General features: G+C 64.9%; 20 protein-coding genes and 1 tRNA gene. 11 read left to right on the top strand and 10 right to left on the bottom strand.

Going from position 1 to position 15984, the window contains the following annotated elements:
- Window positions 1–9: 9 nt before the first annotated feature.
- The gene (locus XF30_RS16485; RefSeq protein WP_036044037.1) at window positions 10–465 is read right to left on the bottom strand and encodes an iron-sulfur cluster assembly scaffold protein; all 456 of its coding nucleotides are present in this window, start codon (window positions 463–465) and stop codon (window positions 10–12) included.
- 251 nt (window positions 466–716) lie between these two features.
- On the opposite strand from XF30_RS16485, the gene folE reads away from it, so the two are divergent.
- The 4 genes from folE to XF30_RS16505 all read left to right on the top strand — a co-directional run bounded on the left by folE (window position 717) and on the right by XF30_RS16505 (window position 4594).
- Window positions 717–1409, top strand: a complete 693-nt coding sequence (gene folE / locus XF30_RS16490) for a GTP cyclohydrolase I FolE (RefSeq protein ID WP_036027718.1) — start codon at window positions 717–719, stop codon at window positions 1407–1409.
- Between the two features lie 27 nt (window positions 1410–1436).
- Complete coding sequence (gene hisI, locus XF30_RS16495) at window positions 1437–1859, top strand: phosphoribosyl-AMP cyclohydrolase (protein WP_036010523.1); 423 nt, start codon at window positions 1437–1439, stop codon at window positions 1857–1859.
- Window positions 1860–2073: 214 nt separating this feature from the next.
- Entirely contained in the window at window positions 2074–3093 is a 1020-nt protein-coding gene (locus XF30_RS16500; protein ID WP_109143316.1) for a transglycosylase SLT domain-containing protein, read from the top strand.
- A gap of 325 nt (window positions 3094–3418) precedes the next feature.
- A complete protein-coding gene (locus XF30_RS16505; protein WP_109143317.1) occupies window positions 3419–4594 on the top strand; it encodes a DUF2336 domain-containing protein in 1176 nt (391 codons plus the stop codon).
- A gap of 140 nt (window positions 4595–4734) precedes the next feature.
- Here the strand turns inward: XF30_RS16505 and XF30_RS16510 are convergent, their stop codons facing one another.
- From XF30_RS16510 to XF30_RS16520, 3 genes are all read right to left on the bottom strand, one after another.
- Entirely contained in the window at window positions 4735–5313 is a 579-nt protein-coding gene (locus XF30_RS16510; protein ID WP_036010531.1) for an Hpt domain-containing protein, read from the bottom strand.
- Between the two features lie 28 nt (window positions 5314–5341).
- The gene (locus tag XF30_RS16515) at window positions 5342–5887 is read right to left on the bottom strand and encodes a response regulator (RefSeq protein WP_011088265.1); all 546 of its coding nucleotides are present in this window, start codon (window positions 5885–5887) and stop codon (window positions 5342–5344) included.
- A gap of 92 nt (window positions 5888–5979) precedes the next feature.
- On the bottom strand, window positions 5980–6759 hold the full coding sequence (locus XF30_RS16520) for an NAD kinase (RefSeq protein ID WP_036010536.1): 780 nt from the start codon (window positions 6757–6759) through the stop codon (window positions 5980–5982).
- Window positions 6760–7012: 253 nt separating this feature from the next.
- Here XF30_RS16520 and XF30_RS16525 point away from each other — a divergent pair, with 253 nt between their 5' ends.
- Window positions 7013–8581, top strand: a complete 1569-nt coding sequence (locus XF30_RS16525; protein WP_109145737.1) for a S10 family peptidase — start codon at window positions 7013–7015, stop codon at window positions 8579–8581.
- Here the strand turns inward: XF30_RS16525 and XF30_RS16530 are convergent.
- Together XF30_RS16530 and XF30_RS16535 are read right to left on the bottom strand one after the other, a co-directional pair.
- Window positions 8568–9956, bottom strand: a complete 1389-nt coding sequence (locus XF30_RS16530) for a serine hydrolase domain-containing protein (RefSeq protein ID WP_109143318.1) — start codon at window positions 9954–9956, stop codon at window positions 8568–8570. The genes XF30_RS16525 and XF30_RS16530 overlap by 14 nt on opposite strands.
- A 108-nt stretch (window positions 9957–10064) precedes the next feature.
- On the bottom strand, window positions 10065–10607 hold the full coding sequence (locus XF30_RS16535; RefSeq protein ID WP_109143319.1) for a tetratricopeptide repeat protein: 543 nt from the start codon (window positions 10605–10607) through the stop codon (window positions 10065–10067).
- Between the two features lie 248 nt (window positions 10608–10855).
- Here XF30_RS16535 and XF30_RS16540 point away from each other — a divergent pair, with 248 nt between their 5' ends.
- The 4 genes from XF30_RS16540 to XF30_RS16555 all read left to right on the top strand — a co-directional run bounded on the left by XF30_RS16540 (window position 10856) and on the right by XF30_RS16555 (window position 13411).
- Window positions 10856–11263: a His-rich protein BRANT gene (locus XF30_RS16540; protein WP_109143320.1), complete on the top strand. Its 408-nt coding sequence runs from the start codon at window positions 10856–10858 to the stop codon at window positions 11261–11263.
- 230 nt (window positions 11264–11493) lie between these two features.
- Window positions 11494–11889 carry a hypothetical protein gene (locus XF30_RS16545; protein ID WP_036010577.1) on the top strand — a complete coding sequence of 132 codons (396 nt, stop codon included), beginning with the start codon at window positions 11494–11496 and terminating at the stop codon, window positions 11887–11889.
- Window positions 11890–12150: 261 nt separating this feature from the next.
- Window positions 12151–12855, top strand: coding sequence for an outer membrane protein (locus XF30_RS16550; protein WP_036010580.1), 705 nt, complete (start codon window positions 12151–12153; stop codon window positions 12853–12855).
- Window positions 12856–13168: 313 nt separating this feature from the next.
- Window positions 13169–13411 carry a DUF6719 family protein gene (locus XF30_RS16555; protein WP_036010549.1) on the top strand — a complete coding sequence of 81 codons (243 nt, stop codon included), beginning with the start codon at window positions 13169–13171 and terminating at the stop codon, window positions 13409–13411.
- A 27-nt stretch (window positions 13412–13438) separates the two neighbouring features.
- Here XF30_RS16555 and XF30_RS16560 read toward each other — a convergent pair whose 3' ends face one another.
- Window positions 13439–13693, bottom strand: a complete 255-nt coding sequence (locus tag XF30_RS16560; RefSeq protein ID WP_036010552.1) for a hypothetical protein — start codon at window positions 13691–13693, stop codon at window positions 13439–13441.
- Window positions 13694–14005: 312 nt separating this feature from the next.
- Window positions 14006–14374, bottom strand: a complete 369-nt coding sequence (locus XF30_RS16565; protein ID WP_109145738.1) for a hypothetical protein — start codon at window positions 14372–14374, stop codon at window positions 14006–14008.
- Window positions 14375–14473: 99 nt separating this feature from the next.
- On the opposite strand from XF30_RS16565, the gene XF30_RS38525 reads away from it, so the two are divergent.
- Window positions 14474–14638, top strand: coding sequence for a hypothetical protein (locus tag XF30_RS38525; protein WP_167361680.1), 165 nt, complete (start codon window positions 14474–14476; stop codon window positions 14636–14638).
- A gap of 43 nt (window positions 14639–14681) precedes the next feature.
- On the opposite strand, the gene XF30_RS16570 is transcribed toward XF30_RS38525, so the two are convergent.
- A complete protein-coding gene (locus XF30_RS16570; protein ID WP_192893169.1) occupies window positions 14682–14885 on the bottom strand; it encodes a hypothetical protein in 204 nt (67 codons plus the stop codon).
- Window positions 14886–15197: 312 nt separating this feature from the next.
- Here XF30_RS16570 and XF30_RS16580 point away from each other — a divergent pair, with 312 nt between their 5' ends.
- Window positions 15198–15917, top strand: a complete 720-nt coding sequence (locus XF30_RS16580) for a class I SAM-dependent methyltransferase (protein ID WP_109143323.1) — start codon at window positions 15198–15200, stop codon at window positions 15915–15917.
- Here the strand turns inward: XF30_RS16580 and XF30_RS16585 are convergent.
- Window positions 15905–15979, bottom strand: a tRNA-Thr gene (locus tag XF30_RS16585). The genes XF30_RS16580 and XF30_RS16585 overlap by 13 nt on opposite strands.
- Window positions 15980–15984: the final 5 nt, after the last annotated feature.

Here is a 15984-nt window from a genome sequence, read left to right on the forward strand (position 1 = left end):
GAGAGGGGGTCAGCCTTGCGCTGCGGCCGGTTGCTTGGTTCTGGCCTCGATCTGGCCGATGGCATCAACCACGGCATCGAAGGTGAGAAGCGTCGAGGCATGGCGCGCCTTGTAGTCGCGGACCGGCTCAAGGAACTTGATCTCCTCCCATTTGCCTTGAGGAGGCGCACCATTCTCCTTCAGCATCTTGCGAACCGTTTCGCGTAACTCACGGAGTTCGCTCGCAGTCGAGCCGACCACGTGACTTGCCATGATGGATGAAGAGGCCTGGCCCAAAGCGCAGGCCTTCACGTCATGGGCGAAGTCGGTGACGGTATCCCCGTTCATCTTGAGATCGACCTTCACGGTCGAGCCGCACAGCTTGGAATGGGCGGTGGCGGAGGCATCGGGGTCCGCCAACCGTCCGAGCCGCGGAATATTCCCGGCCAGCTCGATGATCCGCTTGTTGTAAATGTCGTTCAGCATGTGATGGAGTCCAACGCGTCACACCCGCTTCCAAGCCGGATCGGCCTTGGCGGGCGCCGCCCACGGTCCTATATAGGGGCGGAACTGGTGGAAAAACAGTCCAGCGGAGCGGTGGCGGCGATCCAGATCTGCGCTGCCGGCTTGTGACCTTGGGACTTTTGCACCGAAACTGTTCTGTTCAGGCGTCCGGCGGCTTGGCCGCCCCGTCTGCCGGTGACACTCCGGCCGTTAGGCCGTCGAACGGAGAAGATATGGACGCTGCAATCAAATCCATCCGCCCGGGCAAGCCCTCCGACCGGCAGCCCGAAAACCGCCCGGCCGAGCTTGATCCTGCCGAATTCCTCGCGGCCGCCGTCCGCGCCGACCAGCCGCGTCCCGCGCGCGCCGAGGCGGAAGCGGCGGTGAAGACGCTGCTCGCCTATATCGGCGAGAACACCGAGCGCGAGGGCCTGCTCGACACGCCGCGCCGCGTCGTCGAGGCTTTCGACGAGCTCTATCAAGGCTACCACCAGTGCCCGGCCGAGGTGCTCGACCGCACCTTCGGCGAGACGGCGGGCTATGACGATTTCGTGCTGGTTCGCGACATCGAGTTCACCTCGCAATGCGAGCACCACATGATGCCGTTCTACGGCAAGGCGCACATCGCCTATACGCCGGTGGAGCGCGTCGTCGGCCTGTCCAAGCTGGCCCGCCTGACCGACATTTTCGCCCGCCGGCTCCAGACCCAGGAGCACCTGACCGCGCAGATCGCCGCCGCGATCGACGAGGTCCTCAAGCCTCGCGGCGTTGCCGTGCTGATCGAGGCCGAGCATACCTGCATGTCGGTGCGCGGCGTCGCCAAGCATGGCGCCTCTACTTTCACCAGCCGCTTCACCGGCATGTTCCGCGACAATCCGGCGGAGCAGGCCCGTTTCCTGTCCCTGGTGCGAGGCACGACGCGCTGACCTCGCGACAAACCGGCGAGAGTTGCTGTGTCCGCTCATTCCCATGAGATCGAGGAGGGCCTCGCCTTCCTGCCCAGATTTGATGCCGCTGGCCTCGTGACGGTCGTCGCCACCGACGTCGCCACCGGCGACGTGCTGATGGTCGCGCACATGAACGAGGAGGCGCTGCGCAAGACCATTGCGACCGGCGAAGCCTGGTATTTCAGCCGCTCGCGCAATGCCTTGTGGCGAAAAGGTGAGACGTCGGGTCAGACCCAGCGCGTGGTCGAGATGCGCACCGATTGCGATCAGGATGCGGTCTGGATCCGCATCGAGCAGATCGGCGCGGCCTGCCATACCGGCCGGCGGTCGTGCTTCTACCGCAAGGTCGAGGCCGAGGGTGGGGGAGCAAGATTGGTCTTCACTGAGGCTGACCGGCTGTTCGATCCAGACGCGGTCTACAAGAAATAGCTCGCTGTCATTCCGGGGCGCGCGGAGCGCGAACCCGCAATCCATCGCAAGGTATCACGCGCAGCTCAATGGATTCCGGGCTCATCGCTTCGCGATGCCCCGGAATGACGCGTAGCATCAATTAACCCCGCATTAACCATAGCTGTCCCACGGTGAGACGACGGGCGCCGAATTGCCGGCGTCGCTCAGCGCCGCGCGGGGCGGGCCCTCCACCATGTCGATCGACAGTTTCAGTGCCACGCAGACGGCCGGCCTTGATCCGTCGCGCGCGCGTGTCGCCGGTGCGATCAAGCAGGCCTCGAACGTCACAGGCGTCAGCTTCCAGTACATGCTGACCACGGCCAAGATGGAATCGGACTTCAATCCGACGGCCGCCGCCACCACCTCGTCCGCGCAGGGGCTCTACCAGTTCATCGACCAGACCTGGCTCGGCACGGTGAAGGAAGCGGGTGCCCAGCTCGGCTATGGCAGCTACGCCGACGCCATCACCAGGACGTCATCGGGGACCTACACCGTCGACGATCCCGTCAAGAAGCGGTCGATCATGAAGCTGCGCGACGATCCCGAAGCCGCTTCCGCCATGGCCGCGGCGCTGACGCAGTCGAACAGCTTCAAGCTCACCGGCCTGCTCGGGCGCAGGCCGAGCGACAGCGAACTCTACATGGCCCATTTCATGGGCGTCCGCGGCGCGGCGAAATTGATCGCCAATGCCGAGGACAATCCGCAAGCCGTCGGCGCGCGGCTGTTTCCCAACGCGGCGGCCGCGAACCGCCCGATCTTCTACGCCAAGGACGGCCGCGCCCGCAGCGTCTCCGAGGTCTATTCGGTCCTGGACAGCCGCTATGCCAGCGCGGCCAATTCAAAGGTAACCCGCAGCGCGATGGCGATGTATGGCGCCACGCCTTCGACCACGCAGGTCGCGAGTGCCAATGCAGTGGTGCCCACTGCGCCTGTCGTGGACAACGCCGCCTATCTCCAGACCTTCCCGAATGCCCGCACAGTGACGCCCGTCAGCGCGACGTCGTCGACACATGTCGCGGACAATCCGACGGGCACGCCGGTGTTTCGTTCGATTTATCAACCCGGCGATGCCACGCAGCCGGTCTCGACCACGGTGCAGAAACTATGGGGCAACAATGCCTCGCTCACCTCGGTCGCAGCGGCGACGCCGGACGTGCGGCCGCCGCAACCGCTCGATCTCTTCAGTGATCGCAGCGGCACGTTCTCGAGCTAGCTTCGCTCTTGCTCCGGACGCCGCGTTACGTCCGTGCACAAGATCGAGACTGTGTGCGCAGCTGCGTCAACACCGTCATTGCGAGCGCAGCGAAGCAATCCAGAATCTCTCCGCGGATACAGTCCTGGATTGCTTCGCTGCGCTCGCAATGACGGAGGATCAGCGAGAGCTCGTCGCGTGCGCCGCACGTGGCGGCTTTGTCCCTTAACAAATCATCAATGAAACCAGCCGGTTATGGTGAACGCTTTGTTAAGCGTCGTGGTTTATTTTGTGTTGCAGGTGACGAGCCGTCATCATTTTCGTTTGTTGTGTAGCCCGAAGCAGCATGATTGTTCGGCAGTTCATTCATTGGATCAGGACGGCGCCCGCAGGCGAGCGGGCCGAGGCAACACGGGCGCTTGCCCGGGCCTGGCTGATCTCGGACCTTTCTGCAGACGATCGCATCGCCGCCGAAGGCGCGCTTCTGATGCTGCTCGACGATGCCTCGCCGCTGGTGCGGCAGGCGATGGCCGAAGCCTTTGCCCGCAGCCTCGATGCGCCGGCCGCAATCGTGCGGGCGCTGTCGGCCGATCAGCCGACGGTCGCGCTGCCGGTGCTCGAACATTCCCCGCTCTTGATCGACGCCGATCTCGTCGACATCGTCGCGACCGGCGGCGAGGAGGTGCAATGCGCAGTCGCGCGCCGCATCGCATTGCCGGTGTCGGTGTGCGCCGCGATCGCCGAAGTCGGCTGCGCGGCTGCCGCGCTGGAGCTGATCGAGAATCCCCATGCCGAGCTCGCCCCGTTCTCCTGGGACCGGATCGTCGAGCGTCATGGCCATCTAGCCGCGATCCGCGAGGCGATGCTGGTGCTGGAGGATCTGCCGGCTGCAACGCGTGCTGCGCTGGTGGCAAAGCTCTCCGAGACGCTGGCGCAATTCGTCGTGGCGCGGAACTGGCTGAGCGCCGAGCGCGCGGACCGCATCACCATCGAGGCGCGCGATCGCTCCACCATGAACATCGCGGCGCGCTCGCGCGGCGATGACATGCAGGGCCTGGTCCGGCATTTGCGCATCACCGGCCAGCTGACCGCGGGCCTGATCCTGCGCGCACTACTGTCCGGCAATCTGGGCTTGTTCGATGCGGCACTCGCCGAGCTCGCCGATCTGCCGCTCGCGCGCGTCTCGGCGCTGCTGCACGAGCGCGGCGGCAACAGCGTGCACGCGCTGCTCCGTCGCGCCGGGCTTCCGGAGGCGACGTTTGCGGCGTTCCAGGTCGCGCTCGATGCCTGCCACGAGCAGGGCTTCGTCGACAGCGACGACGGCGCGGCGCGGCTGCGCCGGCGCATGGTCGAGCGCGTGCTCACCCATTGCGAGTCCGATCGCGGCGCCACCGAGCCGCTGATGGTCCTGCTGCGCCGCTTCGCCACTGAATCCGCGCGCGAAGAGGCACGGCTGTTCTGCGACGAGATTGTCGCGGATGATGTGGTCGATCCGCTCTATGACGATCTGATTGCGGCGTAGTTCGAAGCTCGCGACAAGGCGGGCCGGAAGAGAGACAGGCTCCGTCATTGCGAGCGCAGCGAAGCAATCGAGAATCCCTCCGCGGGGACAGTCTGGATTGCTTCGCTGCGCTCGCAATGACGAGAGGAGAGAGTTCGGCCTTATTCCGCCGGCGCGATGCTCGGCGCCAGGATCACCTCGAGATGCTCGGGGCGGTCGCGGTTGACGTAGGCAAGATAATCATCGGCGACCTTGCGCAGGCGGCGGCTGAGCTCGGCCGAGACGCTGATCCTGTCCAGCCTGGTGTTCTCGTGCACGATGGCGAGAATGGCGTTGATGTGGTGCGTGAACAGCTCGGCCGGCACCTTTTCCAGGTCAGGCGCGTGCTCGATGACGCGGCACAGGCTTTCGGCGATGCCTGCGGCTGAAGGAAAGCCGAATGTCGCCGCATCCCCCTTGATGTCATGCGCGGCGTGAAACAGCTCGTCGCGCAGTTTCTTCGTGAAGCCGTCGTTCTGCACGGCCGTCCAGGCGGCGTACAGTCGCTGGGCCTCGATCGCCATCCAGTCCTTGAACTCGCCGGAGAGGCTCGCGAGCGCCTGCTCGGCGCGGGCGACCGGGTCGTCGAGGTCTTTTTCTTCGACGCGGCGCAGGACCTTGCGCAGCGGATTGGGCTGCGTGATGACCTGGTGCGTGGCGAAGGCCTTGACCTCGATGTCCTTTGCGCTGTTCTTCGCCATGATGCCTGCCTCGTCTGAAGCGGTTGCGCTAGATGGTGGAGCGGGCCTTGTCGAGCAGCGAGGGCTGCTGCAGCACCTCGTGCTTTTCGCCGACGCGGCGCTCCGGGCCCATATAGGCGGAGTTGGTGTTGCGGCGCCGGTCGGGGCCGAAATAGGTCTTGGTCTTGATGAAGGGGCGGGGATTGGCGACGACGTTGAGAATACGCTGATAGAGCCCCTTGGCCGAGATCGGCTTGGCCAGAAATTCGGTGACGCCGGCATCGCGCGCGACCGTGACGCGACGTTTCTCCGAATGTCCGGTCAGCATGATGATCGGTGCGTAGGGATTGCCCTTGGATTCCGGCTGCCGGATCATCTGCGCGAGCTCGAGCCCGTCGAAGATCGGCATGGCCCAGTCGGTGATGACGATGTCGGGCACGTAATGGCTGTACATTTCGAGCGCCGTGGCGCCGTCCTCGGCCTCATAGACCTCGCGCGCGCCGAACGAATGCAGCAGCGTCCGCAGGATGCGGCGCATGTGCGGATTGTCGTCGCAGACGAGGAAGCGCAGCTTGTTGAAGTCGATACGGAACATGACGCCCGGGCCAAAAGCGGGTCAACCTTCGTTAACCATATCGTGCCGGGAGTTAACGAAGGGTTGCGGCCAGGGGTGGGCCGGCAGGACACTCAGTAGCCGAACTGCTCCCGCAGGATACGCTCTTCCAGGCTGTGGCCAGGGTCGAACAGCATCCGCATCGAGATGCTCTTGTCCGAAAGCACTTCGACGCGCCGGACCCTGCGCACCTCCTCGTGGTCGGCGACCGCTGCGACGGGGCGCTTGTCGTCTTCCAGCACCTCGATCACGACATAGGCGGTATTGGGCAGGAGGGCGCCGCGCCAGCGCCGCGGCCGGAAGGCGCTGATTGGCGTCAGCGCCAGCAGGGCGGCGTTGATTGGGAGGATGGGTCCCTGGGCGGAGAGGTTATAGGCCGTCGAGCCTGCCGGCGTCGCGACGATAATGCCATCGGCGATCAGCTCCGGCATGCGTTCGCGCTCGTCGATAAGTATCCGCAAGCGCGCCGCCTGGGAGGTCTGGCGGAACAGGTAGACCTCGTTGATGGCGTGGTGCAGGTGAACGCGGTCGTTGACGTCGGTCGCGCGCATCAAGAGCGGATTGATCTCGGATTCATGCGCCGTCTCGAGCCGTTGGCGGAGATCATGCGTCGAGTACTCGTTCATCAGGAAGCCGACCGTGCCGCGGTGCATGCCGTAGATCGGCTTTCCCGTACGCATATGGTGGTGCAGCGTCTGCAGCATCAGCCCATCGCCGCCGAGTGCGACGACCACGTCGGCCTCATCGGGATCGCAATTGCCATAGTCCCTGGTCAGCTGGCCAAAGGCGGCTTGCGCCTCGTTGCTCGGGCTGGCGACGAAGGCGATCCGGTCGTATCGCGCAGGCTTGGTCATGGCTTCTCGGCAGGGCCGCTGGGTCGAGGAAGGTTCCGCCGGGCTCGTCTATACGAGGTAGGCCCGTATTGTCGAGGATGACCGCCCACCAAAGCTAATGGGGACGGTCCAACCGGACTTAAGCACAGAACCAGGCAATTTGAACCCGGCCGGCCGCTTCAGGGCCCGCACCGCCAATGATTCCCCAAACCGTCGTAATTTGGCGCTACCTTTCTGACTCCCCGGCGGTCACGGCCGGACACGGAGGATGATCATGGTCACGACTTTGCCGGCGCTCCGCCGCGCGGGCCTGGTGTTGGCGGTGTCGGCTTTCGCGTTTGCCGGCCTTGCACACGCAGATGATGCGCCGCAGCCGCGCTCCGAGGCGGCCGCGCCGGCCGGACAGAAGGGTGGGCGCGGCGGTGCCGCGCAAGGCGCGCCGCAGACGTCGTCGTCCGCGGCCGAGCCGCACCGTCTGCCGCCGGATTCGACCACGAAGCAGACGCTCGATCTGCCCGGCCGGACCCTCAACTTCACGGCCACCGCCGGGTCGATCCGCGTGTTCGATGGCAAAGGCGAGCCGTTGGCCGACATCGCCTATACGTCCTACCAGCTCGACGGTGCCGAGCGCGCCACGCGTCCGGTGACGTTCCTGTTCAACGGCGGGCCCGGTGCGTCCTCGGCCTGGCTTCAGTTCGGCGCGGCCGGGCCGTGGCGGTTGCCGCTCGATGGCGAGGCCCTGTCGCCGTCGGCCTCGCCCGAGGTGAAGCCGAACGCGGAGACCTGGCTCGACTTCACCGATCTCGTCTTCATCGACCCCGTCAGCACCGGCTACAGCCGCTTCGTGGCGAGCGGCGAGGATGCCCGCAAATCGTTCTACTCCGTCGATGGCGACGCCAACTCGATCGCGCTCGTGATCCGCCGCTGGCTCGAAAAGCACGAGCGGCTGACTTCGCCGAAATACGTCGCCGGCGAAAGCTATGGCGGCATTCGCGGCCCCAAGGTCTTGCGCCAGTTGCAGCTCCAGCACGGCGTCGGCGTCAGGGGCTTGATCCTGGTCTCGCCGCTCCTGGATTTCCGCGAGTTCACCGGCACGAGCCTCCTGCAATATGTCGCGACCTTGCCGAGCTATGTCGCGGTGGCGCGCGAAGCCAAACGTCCGGTCAAGCGCGCCGACCTCGCCGACGTCGAGGCTTACGCGCGCGGCGAATTCCTGACCGATCTCGTCAGGGGCGAGGCGGACAAGGAGGCAACGACGCGTCTGGCCGACAAGGTCGCCGAACTCACCGGCATCGACCAGGCGGTGAGCCGCCGCCTCGCCGGCCGCTTCGACGTCGGTGAATTCCGCCGCGAATTCGACCGCAAGAACGGCAAGGTGACCGGACGCTACGATGCCTCGGTGCGCGGCTTCGATCCCTATCCGGATTCGAGCAGCTCGCGCTTCGGCGATCCCTCCGGCGATGCGCTCCAGGCACCGCTGACGAGCGCCGCGGTCGACGTGCTCTCGCGCAAGCTCAACTGGCGGCCCGGCGGCTCATATGAAGTCCTGAACGGCGCCGTCGAAGGTCAATGGGATTTCGGCCGCGGCATCAACCCGCCGCAATCGGTTTCCGAACTGCGCCAGATCCTCGCCACCGATGCGAAGCTGAACGTGCTGGTCACGCACGGCCTGTTCGATCTCGCCACGCCCTATTTCGCAACGAGGCGGGTGCTCGACCAGTTGCCGGCCTTCGTGACGCAGCGCGTGAAGTTCGTGGTCTATCCCGGCGGCCACATGTTCTATTCGCGCGACGGATCGCGGCAGGCGTTCCGAAGCGAGGTCGAGGCGCTCATTCGGGAGTAGGCCGGCGCTTGCGCGGCGGATACCGGCGCGCGATCTCGCGTGCGACGACTTTTTTTGGCTTCACGTTCGCGCCGGCAATCCAGATGTCGCTGACCTTGCCGCGCTTGTCACGGACCCGGCGCACCGGCTCGCCGTGGCTGGAATAGCCGGCAGCCCAGGCGAGCTTGCCGGTGTCGCGGCCGGTCACTTCGATTTCGGCGGCATCCATGAACGGGTTGTTGAACTGCGGGTTGGCGACGAGCACGCGGTTGCCGGCGGGGACCAGATCGGTCGCGCCCCAGATCGTCCACCAGCGCCCGGTCCAGTCGCGCACGCGCCGGTCGGGCGCGCCGCGGGTCTGGAAGACGCGCAGGATCTGCATCGCGCCGTCCATCCAGAACGGCGCCGCGCCGTCGATCGAGTTGCTGAGGATGCTGATTGCAAGCTCGCAAGCGGGAATGGAGCAGGTCCGCGAGATATAGCCCTGGAAACCGCCGCCATGGCCGAACCAGTCCCAGCCGTCGGTCTTGCCGGCATTGACCCCCAAGCCGTAATAGGCCTCGACGCTCTGCGGGATGCGCCAATGATTTCGTGTCATCTCACGGCGGCTCGCGACCGACAGCACGCTCTTCTTCGCGTTGGGCGCCAGCTGCGCGAAGAAGCGTGCGGTGTCGGCGGAGGTGGCGACGAAGCCTGCGGCAGATGCCATTGCATGTGCGGGATTGTCGCCGGGGATCACGCAGCGCTCGCCAAACGGCACTCTTCGCGTGTGGCCGCGCGCGAAGGCTGCGCCCTTGGGAAGCGGTGCGTCCGGCTCGGTCTCGCGCAGGCCGGCCGGCGCAATGATCTCGCGCTTGATCCAGACGGAGTAGGGCTCCTTCGCAACAGCCTCGATCACGAGGCCGAGCAGGCCAAAGCCGTGATTAGAATATTTGAAGCGTGTGCCGGGGTCGATCGCGGTCGGCAGCTTCAATTCTGCAAGCAGCTCCTTGGCATCGAGATAGGGACGGCTGTCGATGAACTGGCCGGAATCGGCGCCGTCGCGCGTCAGCCCCGCGCTGTGCGACAGCACTTGCGCGATCGTGGTCTCGGCGACGCGCCGATCGAGGCCGCCGACATATCGGCCGACATGGTCGTCGAGCCGGAGCTTGCCCTGCTCGCGCAGCTTCATGATGCCGGCCGAGGTGAAGCTCTTGGAGTGCGAGGCGATGCGGAAGCGATGGCGCGGGGTGAGCTTCTCGCCGGTGTCGAGATTGGCGAGGCCGAACGCATGCTCAGCGACGACCTCGCCGCGATGAGCGAAAGCCACGATGACGCCCGGCTGCTGGATCGTCGTCAGCTGGTATTCGATCCAGGAGCCGATGTAGTCGATCGCGGATCGCAGCCACGTATCCATTGCGCTACCGGTTTGCGAGGGAGGTCGGTGCGAAAGCTAGCCGAGAAAGCAGAACGGGCACAACCTGAAAGGTTGTGCCCGTTCGCGCCGTTCGAAGATGCGATGCCTTCAGTAGACGAGCGTCGCGCCGGTCGGCTTGTCGAGCGCTTCGGCCAGCGAGCGATATTCCGAGCTGCCGGTGCCGGCGAGCGAGGCGATCTTGTCGAGGTGGTATTGCGCCTGCTCGCGGTTGCCCTGCTCGAGCTGCCAGAGGCCGTAATATTGCCAGGTGCGGACGTGATTCGGATCGTCCTTCAGCGCCAGCTCATAATAGACCTTCGAAGACTGGTAGTCGCCGAGCTTGCGATAGGAGTAGCCGATCAGGTTGGCGACGTCCGCGACGTCGTTGCGCTTGAGCGACTTCAGCTGGTCGATCGCGCCCCTGTAATCGTGCTTGTCGTAGATCGCGGCGTAGGCGGTGCGGTAGGCCGCGAGGAATTTGGGGTCGCTGACGGAAGAGCTCTTCTTCTTGCCCTTCTTGGTCGAGGTGTCCGATTTCGGCGGCGACGACGGGTCGTCGCCGGCGGCGGCATACGCGCTGGGCAGCACCGGCGCGGCCGCCAGTGTCATAGCGACGAGTCCCGGCACAACGAGCATTGAGAGTTTGCGCATCTAAGTTCTCCGGTATGGAACGTGGCGATCCTACACGATTGCCCGAAGACCGGAACACCTCTCGGGCAAAAACATTCCCGCGTCGCACGATCTATTCGCCCGGCCGTGGATTACAAACGTGTCATCGAGATGAACGGAAGCCTGCAAGGGGCTTCAGATTGGGTTCAGTGCACCCCGCTTATGTTCCTTCCCACGATCGATGGGGGCGAGAGGGCGCCGCCTGATGATCCTTCCAAGAGGAGACCACCATGTTGAAGACCATTTCTGCAGCCTTGCTCGCAACCTCCGTGATCGCAGCCCCGGCGTTCGCCGCCGAGGCCGGCAAGACCACCACAGCCGCGCCGGTGATCAAGGCCGACCAGAGCCAGACCAAGGCGGCGACCACTGCCGCAAAACCGGAAGCCGGCGTCAAGGCCGACGCCAAGACCGACGCCAAGACGGACGTGAAGACGACGGACGCGAAGGCTTCCGATGTCAAGACGGACGCCAAGGTGGATGGCAAGTCGAAGGCAATGGACGCCAATGCCGCGGTCACCACCGACCAGCACAAGAGCGTGAGCAAGCATCGCCATCACGACAAGCAGGTCACGGCCAAGGAGTCGCAGAAGGCGCAGCCGGATGTGACCAAGCCCGCGACGTCTGACAAGCGCAACTGACGACTGATCGCGCGCGGCGGCATCCCTGGCATTGCCCGCCGCCGCGCGCGGACGTCAGGCCTGGCCCGTTGCCACGCCTCGGGCGGAAGCCCGAGATGTCGGCGGCTGGCCGGTGCGCTGTTTGCGCCGCTGCAAGCGAATTCCCTTCATCCCGGCTTGGGGCTAGAACGTCTCCTGATCTGTTCGAGCGGAGAGCGGGGCCTGTGGGGCGATTGGCGAGATGTGCGGTGATCCTGGCGTTGCCGCTGGCGCTTGCGGCATGTTTCGGCAGCGACAGTGACCGTCCGACTTTCATGGGCGGGACCCAGGCCGGCGGGCCGCAGCCGTTTCCCGACAATTTCCGGAACGACACGGTGGCGTTGATGCGGGCCTACCTCAACAATCCGGTCGGCGTGCGCAATGCCGCCATGGCCGAGCCGGTGCAGCGCGAGGTCGGCGGCCGGCAGTTCTATGTGAGCTGCCTGCACTTCACCCCGCGCGAGACGGATGGGAGCTACAAGGGCATGCGCGAGCGGGCCGTGATCTTCGTCAACGGCCGGGCGGACCGCGTGGTCGACCAGACCAGCGATCTCTGCGCCGGTGCGGTTTACGCACCGTTTCCGGAACTGGAAAAGATGACGCGGTAGCGCAAAGGCAGCCTTTATCGCCCGGTGTTAGACAGAAGGAGCCGGAGCCGCTGGATCACATTTCGGCGAGCTTTGAACGGGGTGGTTTCGTCTTGCGACAAATCGTGGCGGCGGCCTTGCGCAGCCGAATTGACGGAACAAATTCGTGTTGTTGCCACGCCGTCACAGTCACGAACGATCAACGTTCCGGCATGGCCGCGAAGCAACCCAATTCACGCCACGTTGTTTCCCGAGTGTCGTAATGAAAGAACGGGGATGATCATGAAGTCGATCTTGCTGGGTGCAGCAGCTCTGCTGGCGCTGGTTGCGCCGGCCGCAGCGGCCGACATGCAGCCGCGCGCCTATACCAAGGCTCCGGTCACGCCGCCGCAGGTGATCTATAACTGGACCGGTTTCTATATCGGTGGCCATCTCGGCGGCGCGTTTGCCGGCGACAACAGCTTCCAGTCGAGCGACGCGCGTTTCCTGGGCGGCGTGCAGGGCGGCTTCGACTACCAGTTCGCGCCCAACTGGGTGGTGGGTATCGAGGCCCAGTATTCCTGGCTGCCGACCAACAACAATGGCGCCATCTTCCCGCTGGGCACGCAGGTGACATCCAACACCGACCAGATCGGGTCGGTGACCGGTCGCATCGGTTACACCTGGGGACCGACGCTGCTTTACGCCAAGGGCGGTTATGCCTGGCGGAATAACGGCCTTGGCGTGAACATCGCCGGGGTGCCGCAGGCCTTCACCACCACCGGCAACAACAAGGACGGCTATACGGTCGGCGCCGGCCTCGAATACATGTTCGCGCCGAATTGGTCGGCCAAGGCCGAGTATCAATATTACAATTTCGGCAGCACGACCTTCACCTCCGGCCCGGCTGACATCGTCGGCGTTCGTGGCCGGGAGGACGAGCATACCGTCAAGGCCGGGGTGAACTATCGCTTCGGCTGGGGCGGCCCGGCCGCCTCGCGGTACTGACGGTCAGCGCCGACCCAAGATCTGAAGATCGAAGACCTAAAGATCCAAGACCTGAAGATCCAAGACCTGAAGATCCAAGACCTGACAAAGGCCGGCTCCGCCGGCCTTTCGTTTGCCGGCCTGCCGCCTCCGGCGCCTGCTTTCTTTGCATTCCGTGAACCATTTGGCGCGTCATTTGCTTGCAAACGATGCTGGCGCGCCTTCTCACGCGCGTCATGGGGCTGGCGTAAAGCAAAAATAATTTTTGCGGTTTACGGAACTCGCGCTCCGGAACGCGTTATATGACAATTACCGGGCAGGTGGGACGACGGACATGCGTATCTTGGTGTCGGCAGTGGTGCTCTCGTTCTTCGGCTGCCTGCCGTGCTCTGCACAGACAATCCTCAGATCCGAGCCTCTGATGTTGGCACCGTACGAAGTTGCCTTCGTCAAGGACGCTTCATGTCCGTCGGGCAAGGTCATGAAGGTCACCGGCGCCATCCGCGGGCTGCACCGCCGCAAGGCCTGCGTGACTATGCCGGGCGAGCAAGCCTCGCTTGTGGCGGCCACCCCCTGAGCTTTCGCTCCGGCTCCGTGCCGGAACTCAGGAATTCAGCTCGAGCTCCATTCTGGACTGCCGATCGGCCTCCGCCTTGTTCTTGGCGGGGTCCTCGCCTTGAGCCGCCTGGCACGGCTCGATCTTGTAATCATTGTCGAGCACCCGGCGCGGTCCCGGCCGCTCGTCGTCCGCCGTCACGTCCACGACGAGACCACTCCGCTCGGCGAGCTTCCAGACGTCGGCCTCGCTCGGATAGGACTTGCTGATTTGGGCGTCATTGCAGAAGAGGGCGTAGGGCATGCATCCCGACTCCAGGAATGCCCGTTAACGAGCTTACGGGGGGAGGGTTCCGGCCACCCGCCCGATCACGCGCCCGTGATCGTCGTGGACGGCCCTTGAGTCCTTAACGAGTCCTGAATCCCGGAAAAAAGAATCCCTGGGACTCTTCGGCCGGAATCAGCGGATGTTTTCGGCCATGACGAGCGACCTGAACACATCCTGCGGGCACATGCTCCTGCCGCTCACGCTGGCGCTGTTCGGCGCCTGCGCGGCCAATCTCTGGCTGGTCTGGTCGTGGTTGTAGGGTCCTGGCTGTAGGGCCCTGGCCGGGCCTTATTCGGCCGGCGGACTGGAGGCGTCGCGGATGGCTGCACGCAATTTGGTCAGGGTCGCCGCACAATATTCCTCACGTTCGCGCTCGAAGCGCTCCTGGTGCTTGCGGAAATTGGCGATGCGGGCCTGCATCTCGGCACGGAATTCGCCGCTCGTCCGCGTCGGCAGAGGCGCGGGCCGCGGCGGAAAGGGGGCTTGCGGCGGTTCGATCTCGACGGTGACCGCCTCCACGGTGACGATCTCCATCGCGACGGCCGGGCCAGATGCGGGCGCCTCCGGCTGAAGGACGTCATCCTTCCTGCCGGTCACCGATTGGACGAAAGCCAGCGTCTGCGCGATCAGTGCGTCGCGCTCCCTGATCCATTTCATGATCCACCTCAGCCGCGCGTATTCCAGCAAAGCGGCTGCTTCGAATCAAGGCTGTTTGCAAGGGTTGCATATTTTTCCCGGTAGCCCGACACTGGGCAGATGGATGCATCGAAAGAAAGACCGAACGAGGCGGAGGGCCTGAGGCTCATCCGCGCGTTCCTGACGCTGCCGCCCGACAAGCGGGCGGAGGTGATCGCGTTTGTCGAGGAATTGGCGCGTGTCCACGGCCGGCCCGAGGAGGGCGCCAAGGCCTCGCCGAGGTGAGCAAGGCCTCGCCGGGGTAACCAAGGCCTCGCCGAGGTGAGCGCTACCGCTCGCGCGGATTGACGTTGGGCTCGAAGGGCGCGCCGACCACCCGAACCGGGATCTGAGCTGGCGTGCGCGGAGTGGGCTCGATCACGGCCCTATCGGCGACCAGCTTATCGGGCGTCCGTCCCGGCGCCGGCTCGAACAGCGCCAACGTCCCGGCCACGGCGCTACAGCACAGCGTCACCGTCGCCAGCAGAATCATGTTTCGGTTTTCTTCCCGGATCCGCATGCGCTGACAACGGCTGGCGCCGGAGCCGGTTCCGGGCCGGCGATTTTCGATGCGAAAACGGGAGCTCGCCTAGGGCGCCAGCACCAAGCCGAGCGCGAGCACGAACAGCATGGCCGTCATGACGACGGCCGTCACCGCGCCGGCGACGATCTTGGCCTTCTCTTTTGGGCGTGGTGGAGCGCATGGTCTCGACGAGACGAATGACGTGCGTAGGTTCGCTGCCAGGCAATTTCGAACAGTTCGGCCGGATTGTATAGTGTACCCGCGCCGCAAAAGGCTCGCCCAATGACCGCCGATCGTCCCCCCGTGCTTGCGCACGAACGCTTCGTTGCCGACCGTGACAATTTCTCAGGGCTGGATCTCGCCGCACGGTTCGCGCGGATCGAGCGCACCAACCTCTGGGGCGCAACCACTTCGGTGTCCGGCCTCGGCTCCGAGGATGTCGCCACAGCCGCGATCCAGCAGGCGCTGCCTCCATTGCTGCTACGGCTCGGCGTGCGCTCGCTGCTCGATGCGCCCTGCGGCGATGCAGGTTGGATCGGCCGGCTCAAGCTCGATGTCGATTACACCGGCATCGACATCGTACCGTCGCTGATCGATGCAAACCGCCGGCGTGTCGCAGCTGACGGTTCGTCCGGTCGGTTTCTCGTTGCTGACATCACGCGCGATGAGCTGCCGCAGGCCGACGTCATTCTCTGCCGGGATTGCCTGGTGCATTTGAGCTTTGCGAACATCTATCGCGCGCTCGCGCAATTTCGGATGAGCGGCGCGCGCTTCCTGCTCGTCACGACCTTTCCGGAGTGGGACGACAATCACGATTGCGAGGATGGCGACTGGCGCGCGCTCAACATGGAGAAAGCGCCGTTCGGCTGGCCGGCACCGCAGGCAGTGATCGACGAGCGTTGCGAGGAGGGCGGTGGCGGCTGGCGCGACAAGAGCCTCGGGCTCTGGCGGCTGGATGAGCTGCCGGAGAATAGCTTCGCGTCAGAAGCTGGTGCCGGCTGAGGGGATTGAACCCCCGACCTTCGGTTTACAAAACCGCTGCTCTACCGCTGAGCTAAGCCGGCGATGC

Source organism: Bradyrhizobium sp. SUTN9-2 (assembly GCF_003122645.1).
Lineage (GTDB): Bacteria > Pseudomonadota > Alphaproteobacteria > Rhizobiales > Xanthobacteraceae > Bradyrhizobium > Bradyrhizobium yuanmingense.

Bases quoted from the DNA above. Each gene is read 5' to 3' on its own strand.
- XF30_RS16515 (WP_011088265.1), bottom strand. From the start codon at position 5,887: ATGTTCCGTATCGACTTCAACAAGCTGCGCTTCCTCGTCTGCGACGAC.
- XF30_RS16505 (WP_109143317.1), top strand. From the start codon at position 3,419: ATGATTGTTCGGCAGTTCATTCATTGGATCAGGACGGCGCCCGCAGGC.
- XF30_RS16540 (WP_109143320.1), top strand. From the start codon at position 10,856: ATGTTGAAGACCATTTCTGCAGCCTTGCTCGCAACCTCCGTGATCGCA.
- folE (WP_036027718.1), top strand. From the start codon at position 717: ATGGACGCTGCAATCAAATCCATCCGCCCGGGCAAGCCCTCCGACCGG.
- XF30_RS16510 (WP_036010531.1), bottom strand. From the start codon at position 5,313: ATGGCGAAGAACAGCGCAAAGGACATCGAGGTCAAGGCCTTCGCCACG.
- XF30_RS16520 (WP_036010536.1), bottom strand. From the start codon at position 6,759: ATGACCAAGCCTGCGCGATACGACCGGATCGCCTTCGTCGCCAGCCCG.
- XF30_RS16530 (WP_109143318.1), bottom strand. From the start codon at position 9,956: ATGGATACGTGGCTGCGATCCGCGATCGACTACATCGGCTCCTGGATC.
- XF30_RS16560 (WP_036010552.1), bottom strand. From the start codon at position 13,693: ATGCCCTACGCCCTCTTCTGCAATGACGCCCAAATCAGCAAGTCCTAT.
- XF30_RS16500 (WP_109143316.1), top strand. From the start codon at position 2,074: ATGTCGATCGACAGTTTCAGTGCCACGCAGACGGCCGGCCTTGATCCG.
- XF30_RS16550 (WP_036010580.1), top strand. From the start codon at position 12,151: ATGAAGTCGATCTTGCTGGGTGCAGCAGCTCTGCTGGCGCTGGTTGCG.
- XF30_RS16485 (WP_036044037.1), bottom strand. From the start codon at position 465: ATGCTGAACGACATTTACAACAAGCGGATCATCGAGCTGGCCGGGAAT.
- XF30_RS38525 (WP_167361680.1), top strand. From the start codon at position 14,474: ATGGATGCATCGAAAGAAAGACCGAACGAGGCGGAGGGCCTGAGGCTC.
- XF30_RS16535 (WP_109143319.1), bottom strand. From the start codon at position 10,607: ATGCGCAAACTCTCAATGCTCGTTGTGCCGGGACTCGTCGCTATGACA.
- XF30_RS16565 (WP_109145738.1), bottom strand. From the start codon at position 14,374: ATGAAATGGATCAGGGAGCGCGACGCACTGATCGCGCAGACGCTGGCT.
- XF30_RS16580 (WP_109143323.1), top strand. From the start codon at position 15,198: ATGACCGCCGATCGTCCCCCCGTGCTTGCGCACGAACGCTTCGTTGCC.
- XF30_RS16525 (WP_109145737.1), top strand. From the start codon at position 7,013: ATGGTCACGACTTTGCCGGCGCTCCGCCGCGCGGGCCTGGTGTTGGCG.
- XF30_RS16555 (WP_036010549.1), top strand. From the start codon at position 13,169: ATGCGTATCTTGGTGTCGGCAGTGGTGCTCTCGTTCTTCGGCTGCCTG.
- XF30_RS16570 (WP_192893169.1), bottom strand. From the start codon at position 14,885: ATGATTCTGCTGGCGACGGTGACGCTGTGCTGTAGCGCCGTGGCCGGG.